The sequence below is a fragment of the Faecalibacterium sp. An192 genome (genome assembly GCF_002160175.1).
Taxonomy (GTDB): Bacteria; Bacillota; Clostridia; order Oscillospirales; family Ruminococcaceae; genus Faecalibacterium.
The window spans coordinates 77,405-95,032 of the sequence record NZ_NFKB01000001.1 but is presented as its reverse complement, the minus strand read 5'-3'; the positions used below and the strand labels follow the sequence as shown (position 1 = coordinate 95,032).

General features: G+C 61.7%; 22 protein-coding genes. All 22 read right to left on the bottom strand.

Translation table 11 applies throughout. The features are described 5' to 3' along the window. Positions 1-67 precede the first annotated feature (67 nt). Complete coding sequence (locus B5F27_RS00520) at positions 68-703, bottom strand: hypothetical protein (protein WP_087363809.1); 636 nt, start codon at positions 701-703, stop codon at positions 68-70. 188 nt (positions 704-891) lie between these two features. Next, a complete protein-coding gene (pgsA, locus tag B5F27_RS00515) occupies positions 892-1,473 on the bottom strand; it encodes a CDP-diacylglycerol--glycerol-3-phosphate 3-phosphatidyltransferase (protein WP_087246348.1) in 582 nt (193 codons plus the stop codon). A 105-nt stretch (positions 1,474-1,578) separates the two neighbouring features. Beyond that, positions 1,579-2,922: a 30S ribosomal protein S12 methylthiotransferase RimO gene (rimO, locus tag B5F27_RS00510; protein ID WP_087363805.1), complete on the bottom strand. Its 1,344-nt coding sequence runs from the start codon at positions 2,920-2,922 to the stop codon at positions 1,579-1,581. Between the two features lie 33 nt (positions 2,923-2,955). After that, complete coding sequence (locus B5F27_RS00505; RefSeq protein ID WP_087363802.1) at positions 2,956-3,459, bottom strand: regulatory protein RecX; 504 nt, start codon at positions 3,457-3,459, stop codon at positions 2,956-2,958. 3 nt (positions 3,460-3,462) lie between these two features. Next, positions 3,463-4,662 carry a recombinase RecA gene (gene recA / locus B5F27_RS00500; protein WP_087363800.1) on the bottom strand — a complete coding sequence of 400 codons (1,200 nt, stop codon included), beginning with the start codon at positions 4,660-4,662 and terminating at the stop codon, positions 3,463-3,465. Positions 4,663-4,776: 114 nt separating this feature from the next. Beyond that, positions 4,777-5,727 (bottom strand): HemK/PrmC family methyltransferase, encoded by a 951-nt coding sequence (locus B5F27_RS00495; protein ID WP_087363797.1) that lies wholly within the window; start codon positions 5,725-5,727, stop codon positions 4,777-4,779. Next, positions 5,721-6,668, bottom strand: coding sequence for a DUF1385 domain-containing protein (locus tag B5F27_RS00490; protein WP_087363795.1), 948 nt, complete (start codon positions 6,666-6,668; stop codon positions 5,721-5,723). The genes B5F27_RS00495 and B5F27_RS00490 overlap by 7 nt, the downstream gene beginning before the upstream one ends. 54 nt (positions 6,669-6,722) lie before the next feature. Beyond that, on the bottom strand, positions 6,723-8,144 hold the full coding sequence (locus B5F27_RS00485; RefSeq protein ID WP_087363974.1) for a HAMP domain-containing sensor histidine kinase: 1,422 nt from the start codon (positions 8,142-8,144) through the stop codon (positions 6,723-6,725). A gap of 61 nt (positions 8,145-8,205) precedes the next feature. Further along, the gene (locus tag B5F27_RS00480) at positions 8,206-8,904 is read right to left on the bottom strand and encodes a response regulator transcription factor (protein ID WP_087246342.1); all 699 of its coding nucleotides are present in this window, start codon (positions 8,902-8,904) and stop codon (positions 8,206-8,208) included. Between the two features lie 12 nt (positions 8,905-8,916). After that, a complete protein-coding gene (locus B5F27_RS00475) occupies positions 8,917-10,212 on the bottom strand; it encodes a hypothetical protein (protein ID WP_242962004.1) in 1,296 nt (431 codons plus the stop codon). Between the two features lie 293 nt (positions 10,213-10,505). Further along, entirely contained in the window at positions 10,506-10,847 is a 342-nt protein-coding gene (rplQ, locus tag B5F27_RS00470; RefSeq protein ID WP_087246341.1) for a 50S ribosomal protein L17, read from the bottom strand. A gap of 23 nt (positions 10,848-10,870) precedes the next feature. After that, the gene (locus B5F27_RS00465; RefSeq protein WP_087246340.1) at positions 10,871-11,830 is read right to left on the bottom strand and encodes a DNA-directed RNA polymerase subunit alpha; all 960 of its coding nucleotides are present in this window, start codon (positions 11,828-11,830) and stop codon (positions 10,871-10,873) included. Between the two features lie 99 nt (positions 11,831-11,929). Beyond that, a complete protein-coding gene (gene rpsD, locus B5F27_RS00460) occupies positions 11,930-12,532 on the bottom strand; it encodes a 30S ribosomal protein S4 (protein ID WP_087246339.1) in 603 nt (200 codons plus the stop codon). A 20-nt stretch (positions 12,533-12,552) separates the two neighbouring features. Continuing rightward, positions 12,553-12,960, bottom strand: coding sequence for a 30S ribosomal protein S11 (gene rpsK / locus B5F27_RS00455; protein ID WP_087246338.1), 408 nt, complete (start codon positions 12,958-12,960; stop codon positions 12,553-12,555). 14 nt (positions 12,961-12,974) lie between these two features. Further along, entirely contained in the window at positions 12,975-13,346 is a 372-nt protein-coding gene (gene rpsM, locus B5F27_RS00450; RefSeq protein WP_087246337.1) for a 30S ribosomal protein S13, read from the bottom strand. 84 nt (positions 13,347-13,430) lie between these two features. Further along, a complete protein-coding gene (rpmJ, locus tag B5F27_RS00445; RefSeq protein ID WP_005921832.1) occupies positions 13,431-13,544 on the bottom strand; it encodes a 50S ribosomal protein L36 in 114 nt (37 codons plus the stop codon). A gap of 33 nt (positions 13,545-13,577) precedes the next feature. Continuing rightward, complete coding sequence (gene infA, locus B5F27_RS00440) at positions 13,578-13,829, bottom strand: translation initiation factor IF-1 (protein WP_087246336.1); 252 nt, start codon at positions 13,827-13,829, stop codon at positions 13,578-13,580. Positions 13,830-14,130: 301 nt separating this feature from the next. Further along, complete coding sequence (gene map, locus B5F27_RS00435; protein WP_087246335.1) at positions 14,131-14,904, bottom strand: type I methionyl aminopeptidase; 774 nt, start codon at positions 14,902-14,904, stop codon at positions 14,131-14,133. A 3-nt stretch (positions 14,905-14,907) separates the two neighbouring features. Next, positions 14,908-15,540 carry an adenylate kinase gene (locus B5F27_RS00430; protein ID WP_087246334.1) on the bottom strand — a complete coding sequence of 211 codons (633 nt, stop codon included), beginning with the start codon at positions 15,538-15,540 and terminating at the stop codon, positions 14,908-14,910. Between the two features lie 132 nt (positions 15,541-15,672). Beyond that, on the bottom strand, positions 15,673-16,968 hold the full coding sequence (secY, locus tag B5F27_RS00425; RefSeq protein WP_087363793.1) for a preprotein translocase subunit SecY: 1,296 nt from the start codon (positions 16,966-16,968) through the stop codon (positions 15,673-15,675). 1 nt (position 16,969) lies between these two features. Further along, the gene (gene rplO, locus B5F27_RS00420) at positions 16,970-17,410 is read right to left on the bottom strand and encodes a 50S ribosomal protein L15 (protein WP_087246332.1); all 441 of its coding nucleotides are present in this window, start codon (positions 17,408-17,410) and stop codon (positions 16,970-16,972) included. A gap of 18 nt (positions 17,411-17,428) precedes the next feature. Beyond that, a complete protein-coding gene (rpmD, locus tag B5F27_RS00415; protein WP_087246331.1) occupies positions 17,429-17,614 on the bottom strand; it encodes a 50S ribosomal protein L30 in 186 nt (61 codons plus the stop codon). Positions 17,615-17,628: the final 14 nt, after the last annotated feature.

The following is a 17,628-nucleotide window of genomic DNA, read 5'->3' as shown; positions in this document are numbered from 1 at the left end:
TCTTTTCTTGCTGCCCTGGGCGGGCGTTCGTTCTGTTCTTTTATTGTACCCAAAAGCACAGGCCCCGTCAAGCCGGGCGGCGGCCGCCGGCCAGCTTCCAGACCATCAGGGCAATCAGGTAATTTTCTCCCAGAATCACCACCGCCCACACACAGGATGCCCAGAGGGGCTGGTCATAAACATAGAGGAACGGGTACGGCCCTTTATACAGCTTGGCAACGTTGGCCGCCAGAGCCACACTGCCATACAGCAGGGTGGGAATCATGGCGCGGCGGACGGTCTGGCGGGGCATGGGGCTGCTGCGCTCCAGCAGCACAAAGGAGAGGAATGCCGCCACCGGGTTGAGGAAGTGGTTGTACAGCATCGAGCTGGTCAGCAGCAGGACGTAATGTCCGTCGGGGCCGTAGATGGGGGCCAGCACAAACACCACCGTCAGGAACGTCATCATCAGGCAGCTGGTGGCAACGTACTTGAGGGTGCGGACCCACAGGGGCAGTTCCCGGCCGGTGACCAGACATCCCATCTGGCAGACCGCCGTCACCAGGCAGCCCCCCATGGCGAACAGGTTGGACAGCTCGGTATAAAACAGAAACATTTCCTCATGTACGCCGCTCCAGCTCAAGGGGATGGCCTTCAGCTCCATCCAGACGATGGACAGGTTCGCCAGAATGGACAGCAGTTTTTGCAGGCGGCTCGTGTGCATACAGTTCCCTCCTAACCTCTGGGACATACCGGACCGGTCCCGCCTCACCCCGAAGCCAGGTCCCCGGGCGTGTGTCTCCAGATGCGCCAAGAGCGGGCCTTTTCAGCCCGCCCTGTGCGCAGATTTTGATGTGTGACACCGCGCCGCCCCGCCGGCCCGGAGGACGGCAGAGAACGGCGCGGAAACAATTACTTTGCGGTGTTGATGAAGTGGCGGTTATCCACCAGGTACTTGATGCCCGAAATGGCGGTGACGGCAGCCACCAGCCAGCACAGCGCCACGCTCACCATCATCACGACCCCTTCGTTGGTGGGGCCGGCCAGAGCGGCGGCGAAGTAATAGAAGATGATGCTGAGCATCTGGAGCACCGTTTTCACCTTGCCCCACATGTTGGCGGCGATCACCTTGCCGTCCTTGGCGCCGGCAGCCACCATCCGCAGACCGGACACGGCAAACTCACGGGCCAGAATGATGGACAGCACCACCGGCGAACAGACGCCGTCCCGCATCATATACAGGAAGGCCACGGTGGTCAGCAGCTTATCCGCCAGAGGGTCGGCAAACTTGCCGAAATCGGTAATCATCCCCCACTTGCGGGCCAGATGGCCGTCCAGATAGTCGGTGAAGCTGGCCAGGGCAAAGACCACGCCGGCGGCCAGGTACCACATGGGCTGATAGCCCGCCGCCCCGTACTGGGTCAGGGAAGCAAACACCATGAACACCGGCACCAGAAGGATGCGGGCCAGGGTCAGTTTATTGGGCAAGTTCATCGAAGATTCCTCCTCTTATACTCCAAAACGTCTTATTATTTTCGTTTATGACGCTTTGTATTGCATCCAAACCGCCGTTCCATTTTACGCAGCGGCATTCTGCTTTTACGCATTCCCGTCGGTAGTATCCTCAGCCACCCGGCCATACAGGTCGTAGAGATCGCTCTCCTCCACCCGGATGTCGTAGAATTCGCCGGGATACAGGGGTTCCTCGCTGGCGACGCAGACGGCGCCGTCGATCTCGGGGGCGTCGGCGGCGGTGCGGCAGAGATACAGGCCGCTCTCGTCGTCCAGGCCGTCACAGATCACCCGCAGGGTCTGGCCCACCTTTTCGGCCTGCTTGCGGGCCATGATGCCGGTCTGAATGTCCATCACAATCTCGGCGCGGCGGGTCTTGGTCTCCTCGTCCAGCTGGCCCTCCATGGAGGCAGCTTTGGTGTTCTCCTCGGCGGAGTAGGCAAAGCAGCCCAGGCGGTCAAACTGAACCTCCTTGACAAACTCGCACAGCTCCTCGAACTGCTCCTCGGTCTCGCCGGGGAAACCGGCGATGAGGGTGGTCCGCAGGGCGATGCCGGGGATGGCCGCCCGCAGGCGGGCGATGACGTCCAGCAGCTCGGACCGGGTGGAGCGGCGGTTCATATTGTGGAGAATCTGGTCGTTGCAGTGCTGGATGGGAAGGTCCAGATAGGGCAGGACCTTCTGGTTCCGCTGCATGGCGGCGATGAAGTCGTCGGTGATCCGCTCGGGATAGGCGTAGAGAATGCGAATCCACTCAATGCCCTCAATGGCGTTGAGCCGGTCCAACAGGGTGCAGATGCTGCCGGGCTTGCCCCAGTCCTCGCCGTAGGCGGTGGGGTCCTGGGCCACCACAATCAGCTCCTTGACCCCCTCGCTGGCCAGCCACTGGGCCTCGGCCACGCAGTCGTCCATGTCGCGGCTCTGGAGCGGGCCCCGAATCAGGGGGATGGCGCAATAGTGGCAGCGGTTGTTGCAGCCCTCTGCAATCTTTAAGTAGGCGTAATGGGCCGGGGTGCCGATGACGCGCTTGCCGCCCAGGGGGAAGTCCCGCTTAGGGCCGTAGGTCTCCAGCTGCTCGCCGCCCGCCACCCGGGCCGCAATCTGATCGATGATCCGGTTGGAAGCACAGCCCACCACCGCGTCCACCTCGGGGATCTCGGTGCGGATCTGGCTGCGGTAGCGCTCGGCCAGGCAGCCGGTCACCACCACTTTCAGGTTGGGGTTCTGCTGCTTGTAGCTGCAGGCCTCCAGAATATTCTCAATGGCCTCGGTCTTGGCGCTCTCAATGAAGCCGCAGGTATTGACCAACACCATATCGGCTTCGGCGATGTCCGCCACCGTCTCATGCCCTGCGGCCAGCAGGGTGTAGACCATCCCATCCAGGTCCACCTGGTTTTTGGGACAGCCCAGGGATACACAGGCAATTTTCATAAAAGTCGCTCGTCTTTCTTGTCTGGTTTGCTTTCAGGTCGATGTTTCGGGGTCAAAATCCAGCGCCTGCCGGATGACCCGGTGGGGAAATCCACGCCGCGCCAAAGCTGCCGCCACCAGGTCCCGCCGGCCTGCGGCCAGCTTGGCCCGATAGGTCCCCTTCACCAGGGCCAGAGCGGCCTCCAGCTCGGGGTCGCCGCCCTCATCATCGGTGGCATAGGCGGCCTCCAGGGCGGCGTCAATCTGGCTGTCGGTGAGGCCTTTGTTTCGCAGGGCCATGGCGGCCGCCAGACGGCTTTTCCGGGCCCGCTGCAGGCTGCCGGCCTTGACGGCGGCGTACCGCGCGTCATCCAGCAGGCCCGCCTCCACCAGTCCGGCCACCGCTGCGGCAGCGGCCTCGGGGGTGAAGCGGGCGCAGAGTTTTTCGTACAGCTCCGCCGAGGCATAGTCCCGCCCGGCCAGCATGGCCAGGGCCCGGGTGCGGGCCTCGCTGGGATCTTCCGACAATTCCTGGGGCTTTTTGCGCTGCCAGGCCATGGATTAGTCCTCCACCATGATGTCCAGCTCGCTCTCGCTGCTGGGGGCCGGAGCCTTCACCACCGGGCCGGCGTCCTTATCGTCCTTGACGGCGGCGGTCTTGGCCTCCTGAGCGGCCACGGCGGCGCTGCCCTTGGCCAGGGCGCCGCGGCGGCCGGTGGAGTAGAGCTTATCGGCATTGGCGCGGATCTGGCTCTCAATGTCGTTGGCAATCTCGGGGTTATCGGCCAGGAACTGCTTGGCGTTGTCGCGGCCCTGACCCAGGCGGATATCCCCATAGTTGAACCAGGCGCCGCTCTTCTGGACAATGCCCAGTTTGACGCCCACGTCCACCAGCTCGCTCATCTTGGAGATGCCCTGGCCGAACATGATATCAAACTCGGCCTCACGGAAGGGAGGTGCCACCTTGTTCTTGACCACCTTGGCCCGGGTGTGGTTGCCGATGAACTGGCCGGAGGAATCCTTCAGGCCCTCCACGCGGCGCACGTCGATGCGGACCGAGGCGTAGTACTTCAGTGCCCGGCCGCCGGTGGTGACCTCGGGGTTGCCGTACATGACGCCCACCTTCTCACGCAGCTGGTTGATAAAGACGCAGACGGTGTTGGTCTTGCCGATGACCGAGGTCAGCTTGCGCATGGCCTGGCTCATGAGGCGGGCCTGCAGGCCCACGTGGCTGTCGCCCATCTCGCCCTCGATTTCGGCCCGGGGAACCATGGCGGCCACCGAGTCGATGATGACGGCGTCAATGGCGCCCGACCGGACCAGGGCCTCACAGATCTCCATGGCCTGCTCGCCGGTGTCGGGCTGGCTGACCAGAAGGCTGTTGATGTCCACACCCAGGGCCGCCGCATAGTTGGGGTCCAGGGCGTGCTCTACGTCGATGAAGGCCACCTCGCCGCCCTTCTTCTGGGCCTCGGCCAGAATGTGGAGGGCCAGCGTGGTCTTGCCGCTGGATTCGGGTCCGTAAATCTCAATGATACGGCCGCGGGGCACGCCGCCCACGCCCAGAGCCAGGTCCAGGCCCAGGCTGCCGGTGGAGATGGCCTCCACCTGCAGGGCGGCGCTGTCGCCCAGCTTCATGATGGCGCCCTTGCCAAACTGTTTTTCAATCTGGGCAAGCGCTGTGGTCAACGCCTCTTTCTTTGCGTCGGGCTCTGTTTTCTTGACGGCCGAAGCCACTGCGGTATTCTGATTTTTTGCCATACCCTGATGCTCCTTTACTGGTTTTTCAATAAGAATTGTGTTCTCCTATAGTATACCACAAATCAGGAGAATTACAACAGTAAGTTGTGAATTTCTTCCAGAAAAACGGTTCCGTCAGGCCCGGGCTGTGATACAGCGGTCGTTGCAGTTGTAGTCCTGGCGGCAGGCGATGTCATGCCAGCCCGCCTGGGCCAGCAGGTCGGACACAGCCTGGCGCTGCTGCCAGCCAATTTCCAGCACCAGCGCCCCGCCGGGGCGCAAAGCTGCCCGGTAATGGTCCGCCAAAGCCCGGTAGAAGTCCAGTCCATCCTCCCCTGCGGCCAGAGCCATGGCGGGCTCCCGGGCGGTTTCGGGCTGGAGGGCAGCCATCTCATCGGCGGTGAGGTAGGGCGGATTGGAGACGATCAGGTCCAGCTCTCCCTGGGGCAGGGTCTCCCAGTAGGTGAACAGGTCTCCTTCCTCCACCTGGACCGCCGCCGGCGTTGGGCTGCTGAAGCCCAGAGAGGCATACAGAGCCTCCTCCGCGAAGGCGTCCGGCTCCAGCAGGTCCTCCATGCCGCCGGGGGCGGCATCCGGCCCCGCCAGGGCACAGCGGGCATTCTGCCGGAGATAATGCAGGGCCTCGGGACTCTTTTCCAGGCAGGTGACCTGGGCGTCGGGGCGAAGGGCCTTTACCCCCAGCCCCAGACAGCCGGTGCCGGCGCAGAGGTCCAGCACTTTGGGCCGGGCCACGCCGTCCAGCATCTGGACCGCCGCTTCGGCCACCACTTCGGTATCAGCCCGGGGACAGAGAACCCCCGGCCCCACCGCCAGTTCAAAGTTCAAAAAGGGCCATCGGCCGCAGATGTACTGCAAGGGTTCCCGGGCGGCCCGCCGGGCGGTGACCTTTTCCAGGCGGTCGGTCTCCTCGGGGCTGAGGGGGCGGTCCGAGAGGCGGGGGTCCCGCCCTGCCGCCAGCCGGAACAGTTCCCGGGCGTCAAAGTCGGCGTCGGGGCATCCGGCGGCCTCCAGCCGCGCCTGGACCTCAGCCAGGGCCTGGCGCGGGGTCATGCCGGCGGTCACCAGCGGCCCTCCTCGGGCTTTTCGGGCAGCACCGGCTTGACCGCCTCGATGGCCACCTCGATCATGGAGTCGTCCGGCTCAAAGACGGTGAGCCGCTGGACCCACAGGCCCGGCTGGCGCACCAGATGGCTCAGCAGGCTGTCCGACCGGCCGCACCATTTCAGCAGCTCATAGCTGATGCCCATGACCAGGGGCAGCAGAAGCAGTTTCAGCACCACACGCAGGCCGGCATTGCTCCAGGGCAGGACGCTGTACAGGAACACGCTGACAATCACCACCAGGATCAAAAAGCTGGTGCCGCAGCGGGGATGAAACCGGGTGTATTTGCGGACGTTCTCCACCGTCAGCTCGTCCCCTGCCTCATAGCAGGCGATGGTCTTGTGTTCGGCGCCGTGATAGCGGAACACCCGCTCGATCTCCTTCATCCGGGAGATCAGGGCCATGTAGGACAGGAAGATGGCCACCTTGAGGACGCCCTCAATGATGACCCGGGGCCAGCGGCCCAGCTCCACAAAGTGGCCGATGCCCGCCACCACCAGGGTGGGCAGGACGGTAAAGAGCAGAATTGCGCCCAGGCCGCCCACGACGGCGGCGCCGGTCAGGAGGATTTTCTCGGCCTTTTCGCCCAGATGCTCCCCCACCCACTTTTCAAAGGCGGTTTCCTCTTCCTCCTCGTAGTCGTCCCCCATACTCACCTGGGCGGAATACATCATGTACCGGTAGCCCACCACCAGGCTCTCAATCATGGAGACGGCGCCCCGCAGGATGGGAATTTTCATCCAGGTCTTGCGGGCGGGCACCGGGTCAATCTTGGTGTCGATCTCCCCGTCCGGCTTGCGGACGGCGCAGCAGATCAGCTTGGGGCCCCGCATCATGATGCCTTCCATCAATGCCTGGCCGCCCACGCTGGTCTTGAAGCATTCTTTTTTGGTTTGATGGTTCATTGGTCTTGTTACTCCTGTTTCTAGGCTGAAGCCGGCCCGCCGGGCCGGAGCCTCTTATATTTTATACAGCGGCAGACCCAGGGTCACGACGGTGCCGCGGCCCAGGGTGCTGCGCAGGTCCAGGGTGCCGTCCAGGGCGGTCATGATGGAATTCACCAGAGCCAGCCCGATGCCGCTGCCCCGCACCGCGTTGCGTCCTTTCACAAACTTGGCCTTGACGCTGCCCAGGTCCTCGGGGGGAATGCCCCGGCCCTGGTCGATGATCTCAATAAAGGCCTTATACTCTCCCGTCCACAGCTTGACGGTGATCCGTCCGCCGGGGGCCGAATATTTGATGGCGTTGTCCAGAATATTGATGAACACCTGACGCAGCCGGTCGGGGTCTGCGTAGACGGGGATCATCTCCTCCGGCTCGGTGTAATTCAGCTCCAGCCCCTCCTGGAGCATCCGGGGCTCACAGAACAGCAGGGCGTCGGTGAGCTCGGCCACCAGGTCCAGCGGGCGGCACTCCATATGGATGCCGCCATTTTGCAGCCGGCTGAAATCCAGCAGCTCCTCCACCATGTTGTACAGGCGGCCGGTCTCGCTGTGGATGATTTCCAGCCCCTTGCGGTAGTTGTCGTCCTCAGGGTCGTCCAGGCTTTCCAGGGTTTCCACCCACCCCCGGATGGAGGTCAAGGGGGTGCGCAGCTCATGGGACACCGAGGAGATGAACTCGTTTTTCATCTTCTCGGTCTCGGCCAGGCCTTGGGCCATCCGGTTGATGCTGCCCCGCAGCCGGTCCATCTCGTCCCGGGGCGGGTTGGTCTCGGGCAGGCGGACGCTCAGGTCGCCCCGGGCGATATCCGCGGCGGCCCGCTCCACCTGGCCCAGGGGCGCCACAATACTGCGGACAAAATACAGGCCCGAGGCGATGGTGAAGCCCACCGCCGCCGCCGACACCAGAATGCTGAGCCAGAAGGCATTGTCAATCTGGCGCCGCACCAAAGCCAGGCTGGTGACCAGGCGCATGGCCACGATCTCCTCGGCGGCATAGGGCACCAGGCAGCACACCGACATGACCAGTTCCCCGGTGGAGGTGGTGTAAACGGCGGTGCCGTAGCCATCGGGATCGGTCTGGGCCTCCTCAAAGTCCTCGTTCACGATGATGCCGGCGGCGCTGGTGCCGCTGGTGCTGGCGATGACGTTGCCCTGGCCGTCCAGCAGCATGAATTCGTATTTATCCTTGTCGGAGAACTGTTCCACCATCCGGCGCAGAGCCAGGCTGCGGCTGGCGGCGGTCCGCTGGAAGGTATCGCCGCTGTAGACCTTGAGCTGGCCGCTGATGGAGGAAAACCTCCGGTACATACTCTGTTCCACCCCATCGTAGTAGCCGTGGACGGTGCTGTAGAGGAACATTCCCTCGATCACCATCACCAGCAGGACGGTGACCAGCAGGCTGCCCCGGGCCCAGCGGCGGGTGATGCCGCTGCGCAGGCCGGTGCCGGGGCCCCCGGGGCGCTTAATCCGTTTATGGCGCTTCAGCATGCAGGCTGCGTCACTCCTCCCAGCGGTAGCCATAGCCCCACACCGTCATGATGTGGGTGGGGCTGGAGGGCTCGTCCTCGATTTTCATCCGCAGGCGGCGGATATTGACGTCCACAATCTTCACATCCCCGAAGTAATTCTCACCCCAGACCCCCTTGAGGATCTTTTCCCGGCTGAGGGCGGTGCCAGGGCTGCGGAAAAACAGCTCCATAATCTGGAACTCCACCTGGGTCAGCTCGATGGGCTTGCCGGCCTTCAGCAGAAGGCGGCGGTTTTCGTCCAGGATGAATTCCCCGCTGACCATGGCGGTGGGGGCGCTGCCCTTTTCCCCGCCGCTGCTGCGGCCCACACGGCGGCAGAGGGCCTCCACGCGGGCCAGCAGTTCGCTGACCGAGAAGGGCTTGGTCATATAGTCGTCGGCGCCGATGGACAGGCCCCGGATTTTATCCTGTTCCTGGCCCTTGGCGCTGAGGATGATGATGCCGATTTTCTGGTTGGTGCGGCGGATGGTCTCACAGAGGGAAAAGCCATTCATCCCCGGCAGCATCACATCCAGAATGGCGGCGCTGCAGTCGGGGGCCTGTTCCAGCAGGGTCAGGCCTTCCTCGGCGCTGCCGGCCTCCAGCACTTCCAGGCCGGTGCGGCGCAGGTTCAGGGCGATCATCTCGCGGATGCTGGTCTCGTCCTCTACAACTAGCACTTTTACCATGGTTTAGCCTCCTTACAGGATATAGAACGAGCGGGACAGCCGGTACAGCGGGTCTGCCACCACGGTATCGGGGCCGAACTGCGCCTGCACCAGCTGGTTGGACACCACGCCCAGCCGGGTCCAGCCCGAGGTTCGGTCGGATATATCGGTAATCCGTATGGTCAAATACAGCTGCTGGCCGTCCTGGCTCCGCAGCTCCACTTCATTTTCCCCCGGGCCGTCGGTGAGCAGCAGGCTGCCGTACCATTCCATGGGCAGCTCCAGATAAAAGCTCAGCTCCTCATCCAGAATGCCGAAGCTCTTGCGGGGCTGGGCGCTGGTGTAATCCATCCAGAGGATGAAGTCCATCCGTCGGCCCTGGCTGATGTTGATGAGGCCCGCGCCCTCGGGCTGGGTGGGAATCTCCACCACTCCGTCCTTGTCCAGGTCCCGGCTGGTGAGGTCGGGCACGTTCCGCAGCGACGCCTCATAGAGGGCGTCGGCGCTCACCTGGCGGGCCGGCTCCATCTGCTGGGTCTGTTCGTTGTACCGCAGCAGCACCGAGGCCAGATTGGTGCCCGACACGCCGGTCCAGCCGTCCAGCACCAGATACTGGCCCCCATAGGCCCCCATGCCGGCGGCCAGGGAGGCGCAGCCGGTGAACTTGTCCGGCGACAGGCCCGACACCATGGCCTGACGGAAGCCGCCCTTCCGGTCCGAGCTCAGCAGCTTGATTTCGGCGTTGCCCTGCTCGTCGGTACCCAGCAGCACCAGATCTTCATAGCCGGTGCCGGTGATGTCCTCAATGATATACTGGTCATAGGGCTCGGCGAAAATCGAATCGATCTCCCCGTCCTGATAGTCATAGACCGCCAGGTAGTTGTCCTCCTGCTGGGCGGTATAGCCCACCAGAATCTGGTTGGCGCCCCCCTCCTGCAGCCGGGCAAACTGGACGGTGTCCACCGTATCGGTGAGGCCCTCGATGGCGTCCTGCACCTGCCAGGCGCCGGTCTCGTCTTTTTGGAGGATGGCCAGACATATATTGGTGGTGTCCGCCACCGTATAGAGGACCGCCGCGTCCTGGACGTTGTCCCCGTCAAAGTCGCTCATGAGAAAGGGCGACAGCAAATCCCCGTTCAGGGGGTATTTCAGCTGGGCGCTCTGGCCCAGCCAGCTGTCCAGCGCCGCCTGAATCTCGCCGTAGTCGCCCTCCAGGCGGGGCGCACGCAGCAGCTCCTCCACTGAGGTCCGCTCCTGTCCCGGCAGGGCGCACCCTGCCAGCAGCGCGGCGGCGCAGACCACCGCCGCCAGCCTTGTCCAAGCCTTCAAGGACGCTCCCCCTTTCCATGGTGTTGCGGCGGGCTGTGGCCGCACCGCAGTAAGCTCTTTTATTATACTATTGAATTGTGACGATTTCTAGCTTGGCTTTGAGAAAATCGCCGCCGTCCCCCTCCCGCGCCAAAATCCGCCCCCTCCTCCCAAAAAGCAGACCGGGCGGCAGCCGGGGCGCAGGACCCGGGATGCAGGCCCGGTCCGGCGTGCCGTTCTGAGGATGGACAGCGGCCCCGGGACGCAAAAAAGCCCCCGTCCTTGCGGACAGGGGCCATACGCTTTATCTAAGATTAGACCAGCTCGAGGATTGCCATCTCGGCGGCATCGCCGCGGCGGACGCCAATCTTCACGATGCGGGTGTAGCCGCCGTTGCGGTCAGCGTACTTGGGGCTGATCTCGTCAAACAGCTTCTTTGCCACATCTTCCTTGGTGATGTAGCCGTAAACCTGGCGCTTGGTGTGCAGGTCACTGCTCTTACCCAGGGTGATCATCTTCTCGGCCATGGAACGAACGTCCTTGGCACGGGTAACAGTGGTCTCGATCTTGCCATTCTCTAACAGGTAGGTGACCATGGCGCGCATCATAGCCTTGCGGCTGTCGGTGGTCCTACCGAGCTTTCTGGTACCGGGCATCCCGTTTCACTCCTTAAACAATTTTAGTTATCATCGTCTGTGTTCAGCTTGAAGCCGAGCGAGTCAAGCTTCGCCATGACTTCCTCCAGGCTCTTGCGGCCCAGATTGCGGACTTTCATCATTTCGTCCTCGCTCTTGCTGACCAGGTCTTCCACCGTGTTGATGCCTGCACGCTTCAGGCAGTTGAAGGACCGGACGCTCAGGTCCAGCTCCTCGATGGTCATCTCGAGGGCCTTTTCCTTGTCGTCGGTGGTCTTCTCCACCATGATCTCAGTGCCGGCGGCTTCGTCCGACAGGTTGACGAACAGGTTCAGGTGCTCGGTCAGCACGCGGGCGGCAAGGCTCACAGCCTCCTGCGCGTTGATCGTGCCATCCGTCCAAACCTCGAGGGTCAGCTTGTCGTAGTCGGTGATCTGGCCTACGCGGGTGTTGTCCACGCTGTAGTTCACCTTCAGCACGGGGGTATAAATGCTGTCGACGGGAAGAGTATTGATGTCATTCTTCTCGACGATGCTCTGCTTGTTGCGCTCTGCGGGCACATAGCCGCGGCCCTTGTCGAAGGTCAGCTCCATGACGAGCCGGCCGCCCTCGCCCAGGGTAGCAATGTGCCATTCAGGATTCAGGATCTCGATCTCGTCGCCCTGTTTGATGCTGTCAGCAGTGACCTCACAGGGGCCCACTGCCTCGACACGCACCGTTTTGGGGCCGTCAGAGTACAGCTTTGCAGCAATACCCTTCAGGTTCAGGACAATTTCGGTAACGTCTTCCTTGACGCCCTCAATGGTGGAGAACTCGTGGACTACGCCGTCGATCTTGACACTGGTCACGGCGACACCGGGCAGAGAAGACAGAAGAACTCTGCGCAGGCTGTTGCCCAGCGTGATGCCGAAACCGCGCTCCAGAGGTTCTGCTACGAATTTACCGTAGCGGCCGTCAGGCGAGAGGCTCGCCGTTTCGATTTTGGGACGTTCAATCTCCATCATATCAATGTCCTCCTTGTAAAACCGACGTCACCATCGGCCCATTCTGCAATTCTGAAAAGAATCCGGCGGGCTGTCCCTGCGGGCATCCGCCCAATGGGATTACTTGGAGTACAGCTCGACGATGAGATGCTCGGCGACTTCGTAATCGATGTCGCTGCGCTCGGGCAGACGGGTAACGGTGCCCTTCAGGGTACCGGCCTCGCGCTCCAGCCAGGCGGGCAGAGCCACAACGGGTGCCTCGGGGCCGGTCAGCTTGGCAAACTTAGCCGAAGAACGGCTGGACTCGCGGACCTCGACCACGTCGCCGGCCTTCACCTGGTAAGAGGGGATGTTGACCTTCTTGCCGTTGACGGTGAAGTGGGCGTGGGAGACCAGCTGACGAGCGTCGCGGCGGGTCTGAGCGTAGCCCAGACGGAACACGACGTTGTCCAGACGGCACTCCATCATCTGGAGCAGGTTCTCACCGGTCTGGCCAGGACGGGCAGCGGCCTTTTCAAAGGTGTTGCGGAACTGCTTCTCCAGAACACCGTAGATGAACTTGACCTTCTGCTTCTCCTTCAGCTGCATGGCATACTCAGACTGCTTCTTGCGCATGTTGCCATTGGAGTTGCGGGTAGTATTCTTCTTTGCATAGCCCATGACTGCAGGAGAAATGCCCAGGGCCTTGCAACGCTTTGCGATAGGCTGCGTATTCTTTGCCATAATTTAGTTTCCTCCTTCAATCAGACACGGCGGCGCTTCGGGGGCCGGCAGCCATTGTGGGGGATGGGGGTCACGTCCTTAATCAGGGTGACCTCCAGGCCGGTGGCCTGCAGCGCACGGATCGCGGACTCACGGCCAGCGCCGGGGCCCTTGACGTAGACCTCAACGGTCTTCATGCCATGCTCGATTGCGGTCTTGGCAGCGGTCTCAGCTGCGGACTGTGCAGCAAACGGAGTGCTCTTGCGGCTGCCGCGGAAGTTCAGGCTGCCCGAGGAGCACCAGGAAATAGCGTTGCCCTGCAGGTCGGTGATGGTGACCACAGTGTTATTGAAGGTAGACTGGATGTGAGCCTGACCAGCGACAACGTTCTTGCGCTCTCTGCGCTTGGTACGGACAGCGCCTTTTTTGGCGTTATTAGCATTAGCCATTTCTCAAATCCTCCTTACTTCTTCTTGTTAGCGACCGTGCGCTTGGGACCCTTGCAGGTGCGGGCATTGGTCTTGGTGCGCTGGCCACGGCAGGGCAGATTCTTGCGATGGCGAATGCCGCGGTAAGACTGGATCTCCACCAGACGCTTGATGTCCAGTGCGACGTTGCGGCGCAGGTCACCCTCAACGATGATGTTGGCCTGGTCGATATAATCACGGATCTTGGCTTCTTCCTCACGGGTCAGATCCTTCACGCGGGTATCGGGGTTGATGCCAGTGGCAGCCAGGATCTTGTCCGCAGTGGTGCGGCCGATCCCGTAGACGTAGGTGAGACCTATCTCGATCCGCTTCTCGCGGGGCAGGTCAACGCCGGCAATACGTGCCATAATAATTTCCTCCAAAAATGATCCCATGTCAGTGTCGGGGTCTGCGCCGGGACTCTACGCACTTGACCCCCTAGCGCCGGCTGATTAGCCCTGGCGCTGCTTGTGCTTGGGGTTCTGGCAGATGACCATCACGCGGCCTTTGCGGCGGATGACCTTGCACTTTTCGCAGATGGGCTTCACGGAAGGTTTGACCTTCATGATGTTGAACCTCCTTTTGGTTGGTCCTGGCGTTTATTTGGAACGCCAGGTGATGCGGCCCTTCGTCAGATCGTAGGGCGACATTTCGACTGTGACCTTATCGCCGGGCAGGATGCGGATGAAGTTGGTCCGCAGCTTGCCGGAGATGTGCGCCAGCAGGGTGTGGCCGCTGGGCGTGAGCTTCCCGGTGGCCTTATCCTCGCTCAACATTTCCACCTTAAAGATGGCGTTGGGCATCGCTTCGCGCACGATGCCTTCAATCTCGATAACGTCTTCTTTAGACAAGCTATTTGCCTCCTTATGGATCTGCTCAGTTTGTCTTGTGCGGACGGGGGCAGTGAGCGCCACATACTTCCCTCTGAGCGGCACAAAATCCGCAAACAAGCAGAATGACCCTGCTTGCCGAGAAAGCATCTGGCCTCCACAGCCATTAGTGAATTATACACCTTTTTGCTGCAGAATGCAAGGGGTTTTTTCGTATTTCCGATAAAAATTTCCGCCCTTTTTCAAGAGCGGAAATCTTTCCTTTTTGTGCATTTCGCCGGGGCGAAGCGCCCTCCCCTGTCCGTTCCGATTCGCAGCGGAATCAGAGGGTAAAGTCCGGGTCTTCCCAGCCCAGGGTCATGATTTCGGTGTGGTCCCGGAGGATGGCCACCGAGTGCTCAAAATGAGCAGCCAGGCCGCCGTCCTTGGTCTTGACGGTCCATCCGTCGGACAGAGTCTTGACCTTGGGGCCGTACTGACAGATCATCGGCTCGATGGCGATGGTCATGCCCGGCACCAGCCGCGGGCCGCGGCCGGGGTTGCCGTAGTTGGGCACTTCGGGGTCCTCGTGGAGCTCACGGCCGGTACCGTGGCCCACGAACTCCCGCACCACCGAGAAGCCGGCCTCCTCACAATAAGTCTGGACCGCGTGGCCGATGTCGCCGATGCGGTTGCCAGCCTTGGCCTGGGCGATGCCCAGGTGCAGGGCCTCCTTGGTGACGTCCAGCAGGCGCTGGGCCTCCAGGTCCACCTTGCCCACCGGGAAGGTGCAGGCGTTGTCACCGTTGAAGCCGTCCACCTTGGCGCCGGTGTCAATGCTGACGATGTCGCCCGGGCGGATGATAATGTCATGGGAGGGGATGCCGTGAATGACGGTGTCGTTCAGGCTGATGCAGGCCGACCCGGGGAAGCCGTACAGCCCCTTGAAGTTGGGGGTGCCGCCGTGCTTGACGATGAACTCATAGATGAGCTTATCCAGCTCCCAGGTGGTCATGCCGGCCTCGATGTGCTCGCCGCCGTACTTCAGGGCAGCGGCGCTCAGGGCGTTGGCCCGGCGCATGCCCTCCAGTTCTTTTGCGTTTTTGATCTGAATCAATGCTTATGCCTCCAGGGCTTTCATCACTTCCGCCGTCGTAGCCTCGACGGTGCTGCCGCTCTCCACCACGGCCAGTTTGCCGCGGCTGCGGTAGAAGTCGATCAGGGGTTCGGTCTGGGCGTGGTAGGCCTTGAGACGGTCGCGCACCGTCTCGGGCTGATCGTCCTTGCGGGTGACCAGCTGGCCGCCGCAGCTGTCGCAGACGCCCTCCACCTTGCTGGGCTTGGTGTGGATGTGGTAGCTGGCGCCGCACTTCTCGCAGACGCGGCGGCCGCTCATCCGGTTGAAGATGACCTCTTCATCCACGGCCAGGTCCAGAACTTTGTCGATGCGGATGCCCATCCGCTCGATGGCCTCGGCCTGGGCGATGGTGCGGGGCACGCCGTCCAGAATGAAGCCCTTGGCGCAGTCGGGCTGTGCCAGCCGGTCCTTCAGGATGCCGATGATGACGTCATCGGGCACCAGGCCGCCTGCGTCCATGTAACTCTTAGCCTTCAGGCCCATCTCGGTGCCCTCCTTGACGGCGGCCCGCAGAATGTTGCCGGTGGAAATGGCCGGGATGCCCAGCTTTGCGGTGAGGACTTCGGCCTGGGTGCCCTTGCCCGCACCCGGGGCGCCTAACAGAATGAGATTCATTTCCATGCTCCTTTCTTACCTGTCTTATCACGTGATATAAACAAAGGCACTGAAAAATCGAGGGTGCCTCTCTTTTCCAGTGCCTTTGACGACGGTGTGTATTCTGTTTGGGAAATTCCCGTCAGGAAATCATCAGCCCAGGAAACCCTTGTGGTTGCGCATGGTCATATAGCTGTCCAGGCTGCGGGTGGTGTCCAGAGCGACACCAACCACGATCAGCATGCTGGTACCGCCAAGCTGGATAGCCACGCCGGTCACATTGCCCAGGATGATGGGCAGTACAGCCACGAGTGCCAGGAAGACACCGCCGATCATGGTGATCTTGCTCAGCGTCTTGATGATGAAATCGCTGGTGGGCTTGCCGGGACGGAAGCCGGGAATCGAGCCGTTGTTGCGGCGCAGATTGTTGGCGATCTCAATCGGGTTGTACTGGATGGAAACGTAGAAATAGTTGAACGCGACGATCAGCAGAACATAGACGATCACGTAAAGCGCCGAGGTGTAGTTGAAGGTACTGAAGAATGCGTACCAGATGGGGTGCTCTACGGGGTCGACGTTGATGAAGCTGCCGATGGTGCCGGGGATCGAGCAGAAGGTGCTGGCGAAGATGATGGGCATAACGCCGCTCATGTTCAGCTTGAGGGGCAGATAGCTGTTCTGCCCGCCGATCTGCTTGCGGCCCACAACACGGCGTGCGTACTGGATGGTGATGCGGCGCTCGGCGTTGGTCATGATGACGATGAACACCACCACGGCCAGAGCCAGAACCACCAGCACCGGCAGCAGCACGTAGTACAGCGGCTGACCGCTGGAAGCGCGGGTCAGCATGTCGGTGACCATGGTGGTGACCGACGACCAGTTGGACACGATGGAAGCAAAGATGATGAGGGAGACACCGTTGCCGATGCCCTTGTCATCGATCTGCTCACCGCACCAGGTGGTCAGCTGTGCGCCGGCGGTAAAGGTCAGGATCACCACGATGGCGGTGAAGATGCCAGCCGCGCCGGCGGTGTACTTGAGGGCGCCCATGTTGCGCACCAGGAAATAGTAGCCGATACTCAGCACCAGTGCAATGCCGGCGCCCACATAGCGGGTGATCTGGCGGATCTTGGCCTGGCCGTCGGATTCCTTGGCCAGGTTTTCAAGATACGGGATCGCAACGCACAGCAGCTGCACAATAATGGAGGCATTGATATAGGGTGTGACGCCTAACGCGAAAATCGTGCACCGGGACAGCGCGCCGCCGCTCATCATATCCAGATAAGTCAGCATGCTGCCATTTGCGAACATTGCAGTGAGCGCATCGCCCGATACGAAGGGCACAGGGATCGCGCTGCCCAGACGGTAGACGATCAGAATGCCCAGGGTAAAGAGCAGACGGCTCTTCAGCTCAGGGATTTTCCATGCGTTTCGGAATGTCTGAAACACCTTACATCACCTCAGCCTTCCCGCCTGCCTTCTCGATTTTCTCTTTGGCAGAAGCAGAAAAGGCTGCAGCCTTGACGGTCAGGGCCTTGGTCAGCTCGCCGTTACCCAGAATCTTAACGCCGTCGAGGGTCTTCTTGACCAGGCCTTTAGCCTTCAGTGCCTCGGTATCAACCACAGCACCAGCCTCGAAAACCTTCTCCAGGTCTGCCACGTTCACGATGGCATACCGGGTAGCGAAAATGTTGTTAAAGCCGACCTTGGGCAGACGGCGCTGCAGCGGCATCTGGCCGCCTTCGAAACCAGCGCGCTTGACGCCGGAACGGGCCTTCTGGCCCTTGCTGCCGTAGCCGGCAGTCTTGCCATTGCCCGAGCCAATGCCGCGGCCCTTGCGGGTGCGAGCCTTGTTGGCGCCGGGAATCGCGTGTAATTCATGAAGATTCATTGCGTGTACCCCCTGCTGTTACGCTTCGGTGACGCTGAGCATGAAGCCGATCTTGGCGATCTTGCCCTGCGTAGCGGCATTGTCAGGCTGGACGGTGACGTCGCCCGGCTTCTTCAGGCCCAGGGCCTCGGCAGTTGCGATCTGCTTCTTGCCGCGGCCAATCAGGCTCTTCTTCAGCTCGATCTTGAGCATCTTATCTGCCATGGTGTGTTACCCTC

What these genes read in the sequence shown, in the direction of transcription:
- B5F27_RS00520 (WP_087363809.1), bottom strand. Translation starts at nt 703, where the DNA reads ATGCACACGAGCCGCCTGCAAAAACTGCTGTCCATTCTGGCGAACCTG.
- pgsA (WP_087246348.1), bottom strand. Translation starts at nt 1,473, where the DNA reads ATGAACTTGCCCAATAAACTGACCCTGGCCCGCATCCTTCTGGTGCCG.
- rimO (WP_087363805.1), bottom strand. Translation starts at nt 2,922, where the DNA reads ATGAAAATTGCCTGTGTATCCCTGGGCTGTCCCAAAAACCAGGTGGAC.
- B5F27_RS00505 (WP_087363802.1), bottom strand. Translation starts at nt 3,459, where the DNA reads ATGGCCTGGCAGCGCAAAAAGCCCCAGGAATTGTCGGAAGATCCCAGC.
- recA (WP_087363800.1), bottom strand. Translation starts at nt 4,662, where the DNA reads ATGGCAAAAAATCAGAATACCGCAGTGGCTTCGGCCGTCAAGAAAACA.
- B5F27_RS00490 (WP_087363795.1), bottom strand. Translation starts at nt 6,668, where the DNA reads ATGAACCATCAAACCAAAAAAGAATGCTTCAAGACCAGCGTGGGCGGC.
- B5F27_RS00480 (WP_087246342.1), bottom strand. Translation starts at nt 8,904, where the DNA reads ATGGTAAAAGTGCTAGTTGTAGAGGACGAGACCAGCATCCGCGAGATG.
- rplQ (WP_087246341.1), bottom strand. Translation starts at nt 10,847, where the DNA reads ATGCCCGGTACCAGAAAGCTCGGTAGGACCACCGACAGCCGCAAGGCT.
- B5F27_RS00465 (WP_087246340.1), bottom strand. Translation starts at nt 11,830, where the DNA reads ATGATGGAGATTGAACGTCCCAAAATCGAAACGGCGAGCCTCTCGCCT.
- rpsD (WP_087246339.1), bottom strand. Translation starts at nt 12,532, where the DNA reads ATGGCAAAGAATACGCAGCCTATCGCAAAGCGTTGCAAGGCCCTGGGC.
- rpsK (WP_087246338.1), bottom strand. Translation starts at nt 12,960, where the DNA reads ATGGCTAATGCTAATAACGCCAAAAAAGGCGCTGTCCGTACCAAGCGC.
- rpsM (WP_087246337.1), bottom strand. Translation starts at nt 13,346, where the DNA reads ATGGCACGTATTGCCGGCGTTGACCTGCCCCGCGAGAAGCGGATCGAG.
- rpmJ (WP_005921832.1), bottom strand. Translation starts at nt 13,544, where the DNA reads ATGAAGGTCAAACCTTCCGTGAAGCCCATCTGCGAAAAGTGCAAGGTC.
- B5F27_RS00430 (WP_087246334.1), bottom strand. Translation starts at nt 15,540, where the DNA reads ATGAATCTCATTCTGTTAGGCGCCCCGGGTGCGGGCAAGGGCACCCAG.
- rplO (WP_087246332.1), bottom strand. Translation starts at nt 17,410, where the DNA reads ATGAATCTTCATGAATTACACGCGATTCCCGGCGCCAACAAGGCTCGC.
- rpmD (WP_087246331.1), bottom strand. Translation starts at nt 17,614, where the DNA reads ATGGCAGATAAGATGCTCAAGATCGAGCTGAAGAAGAGCCTGATTGGC.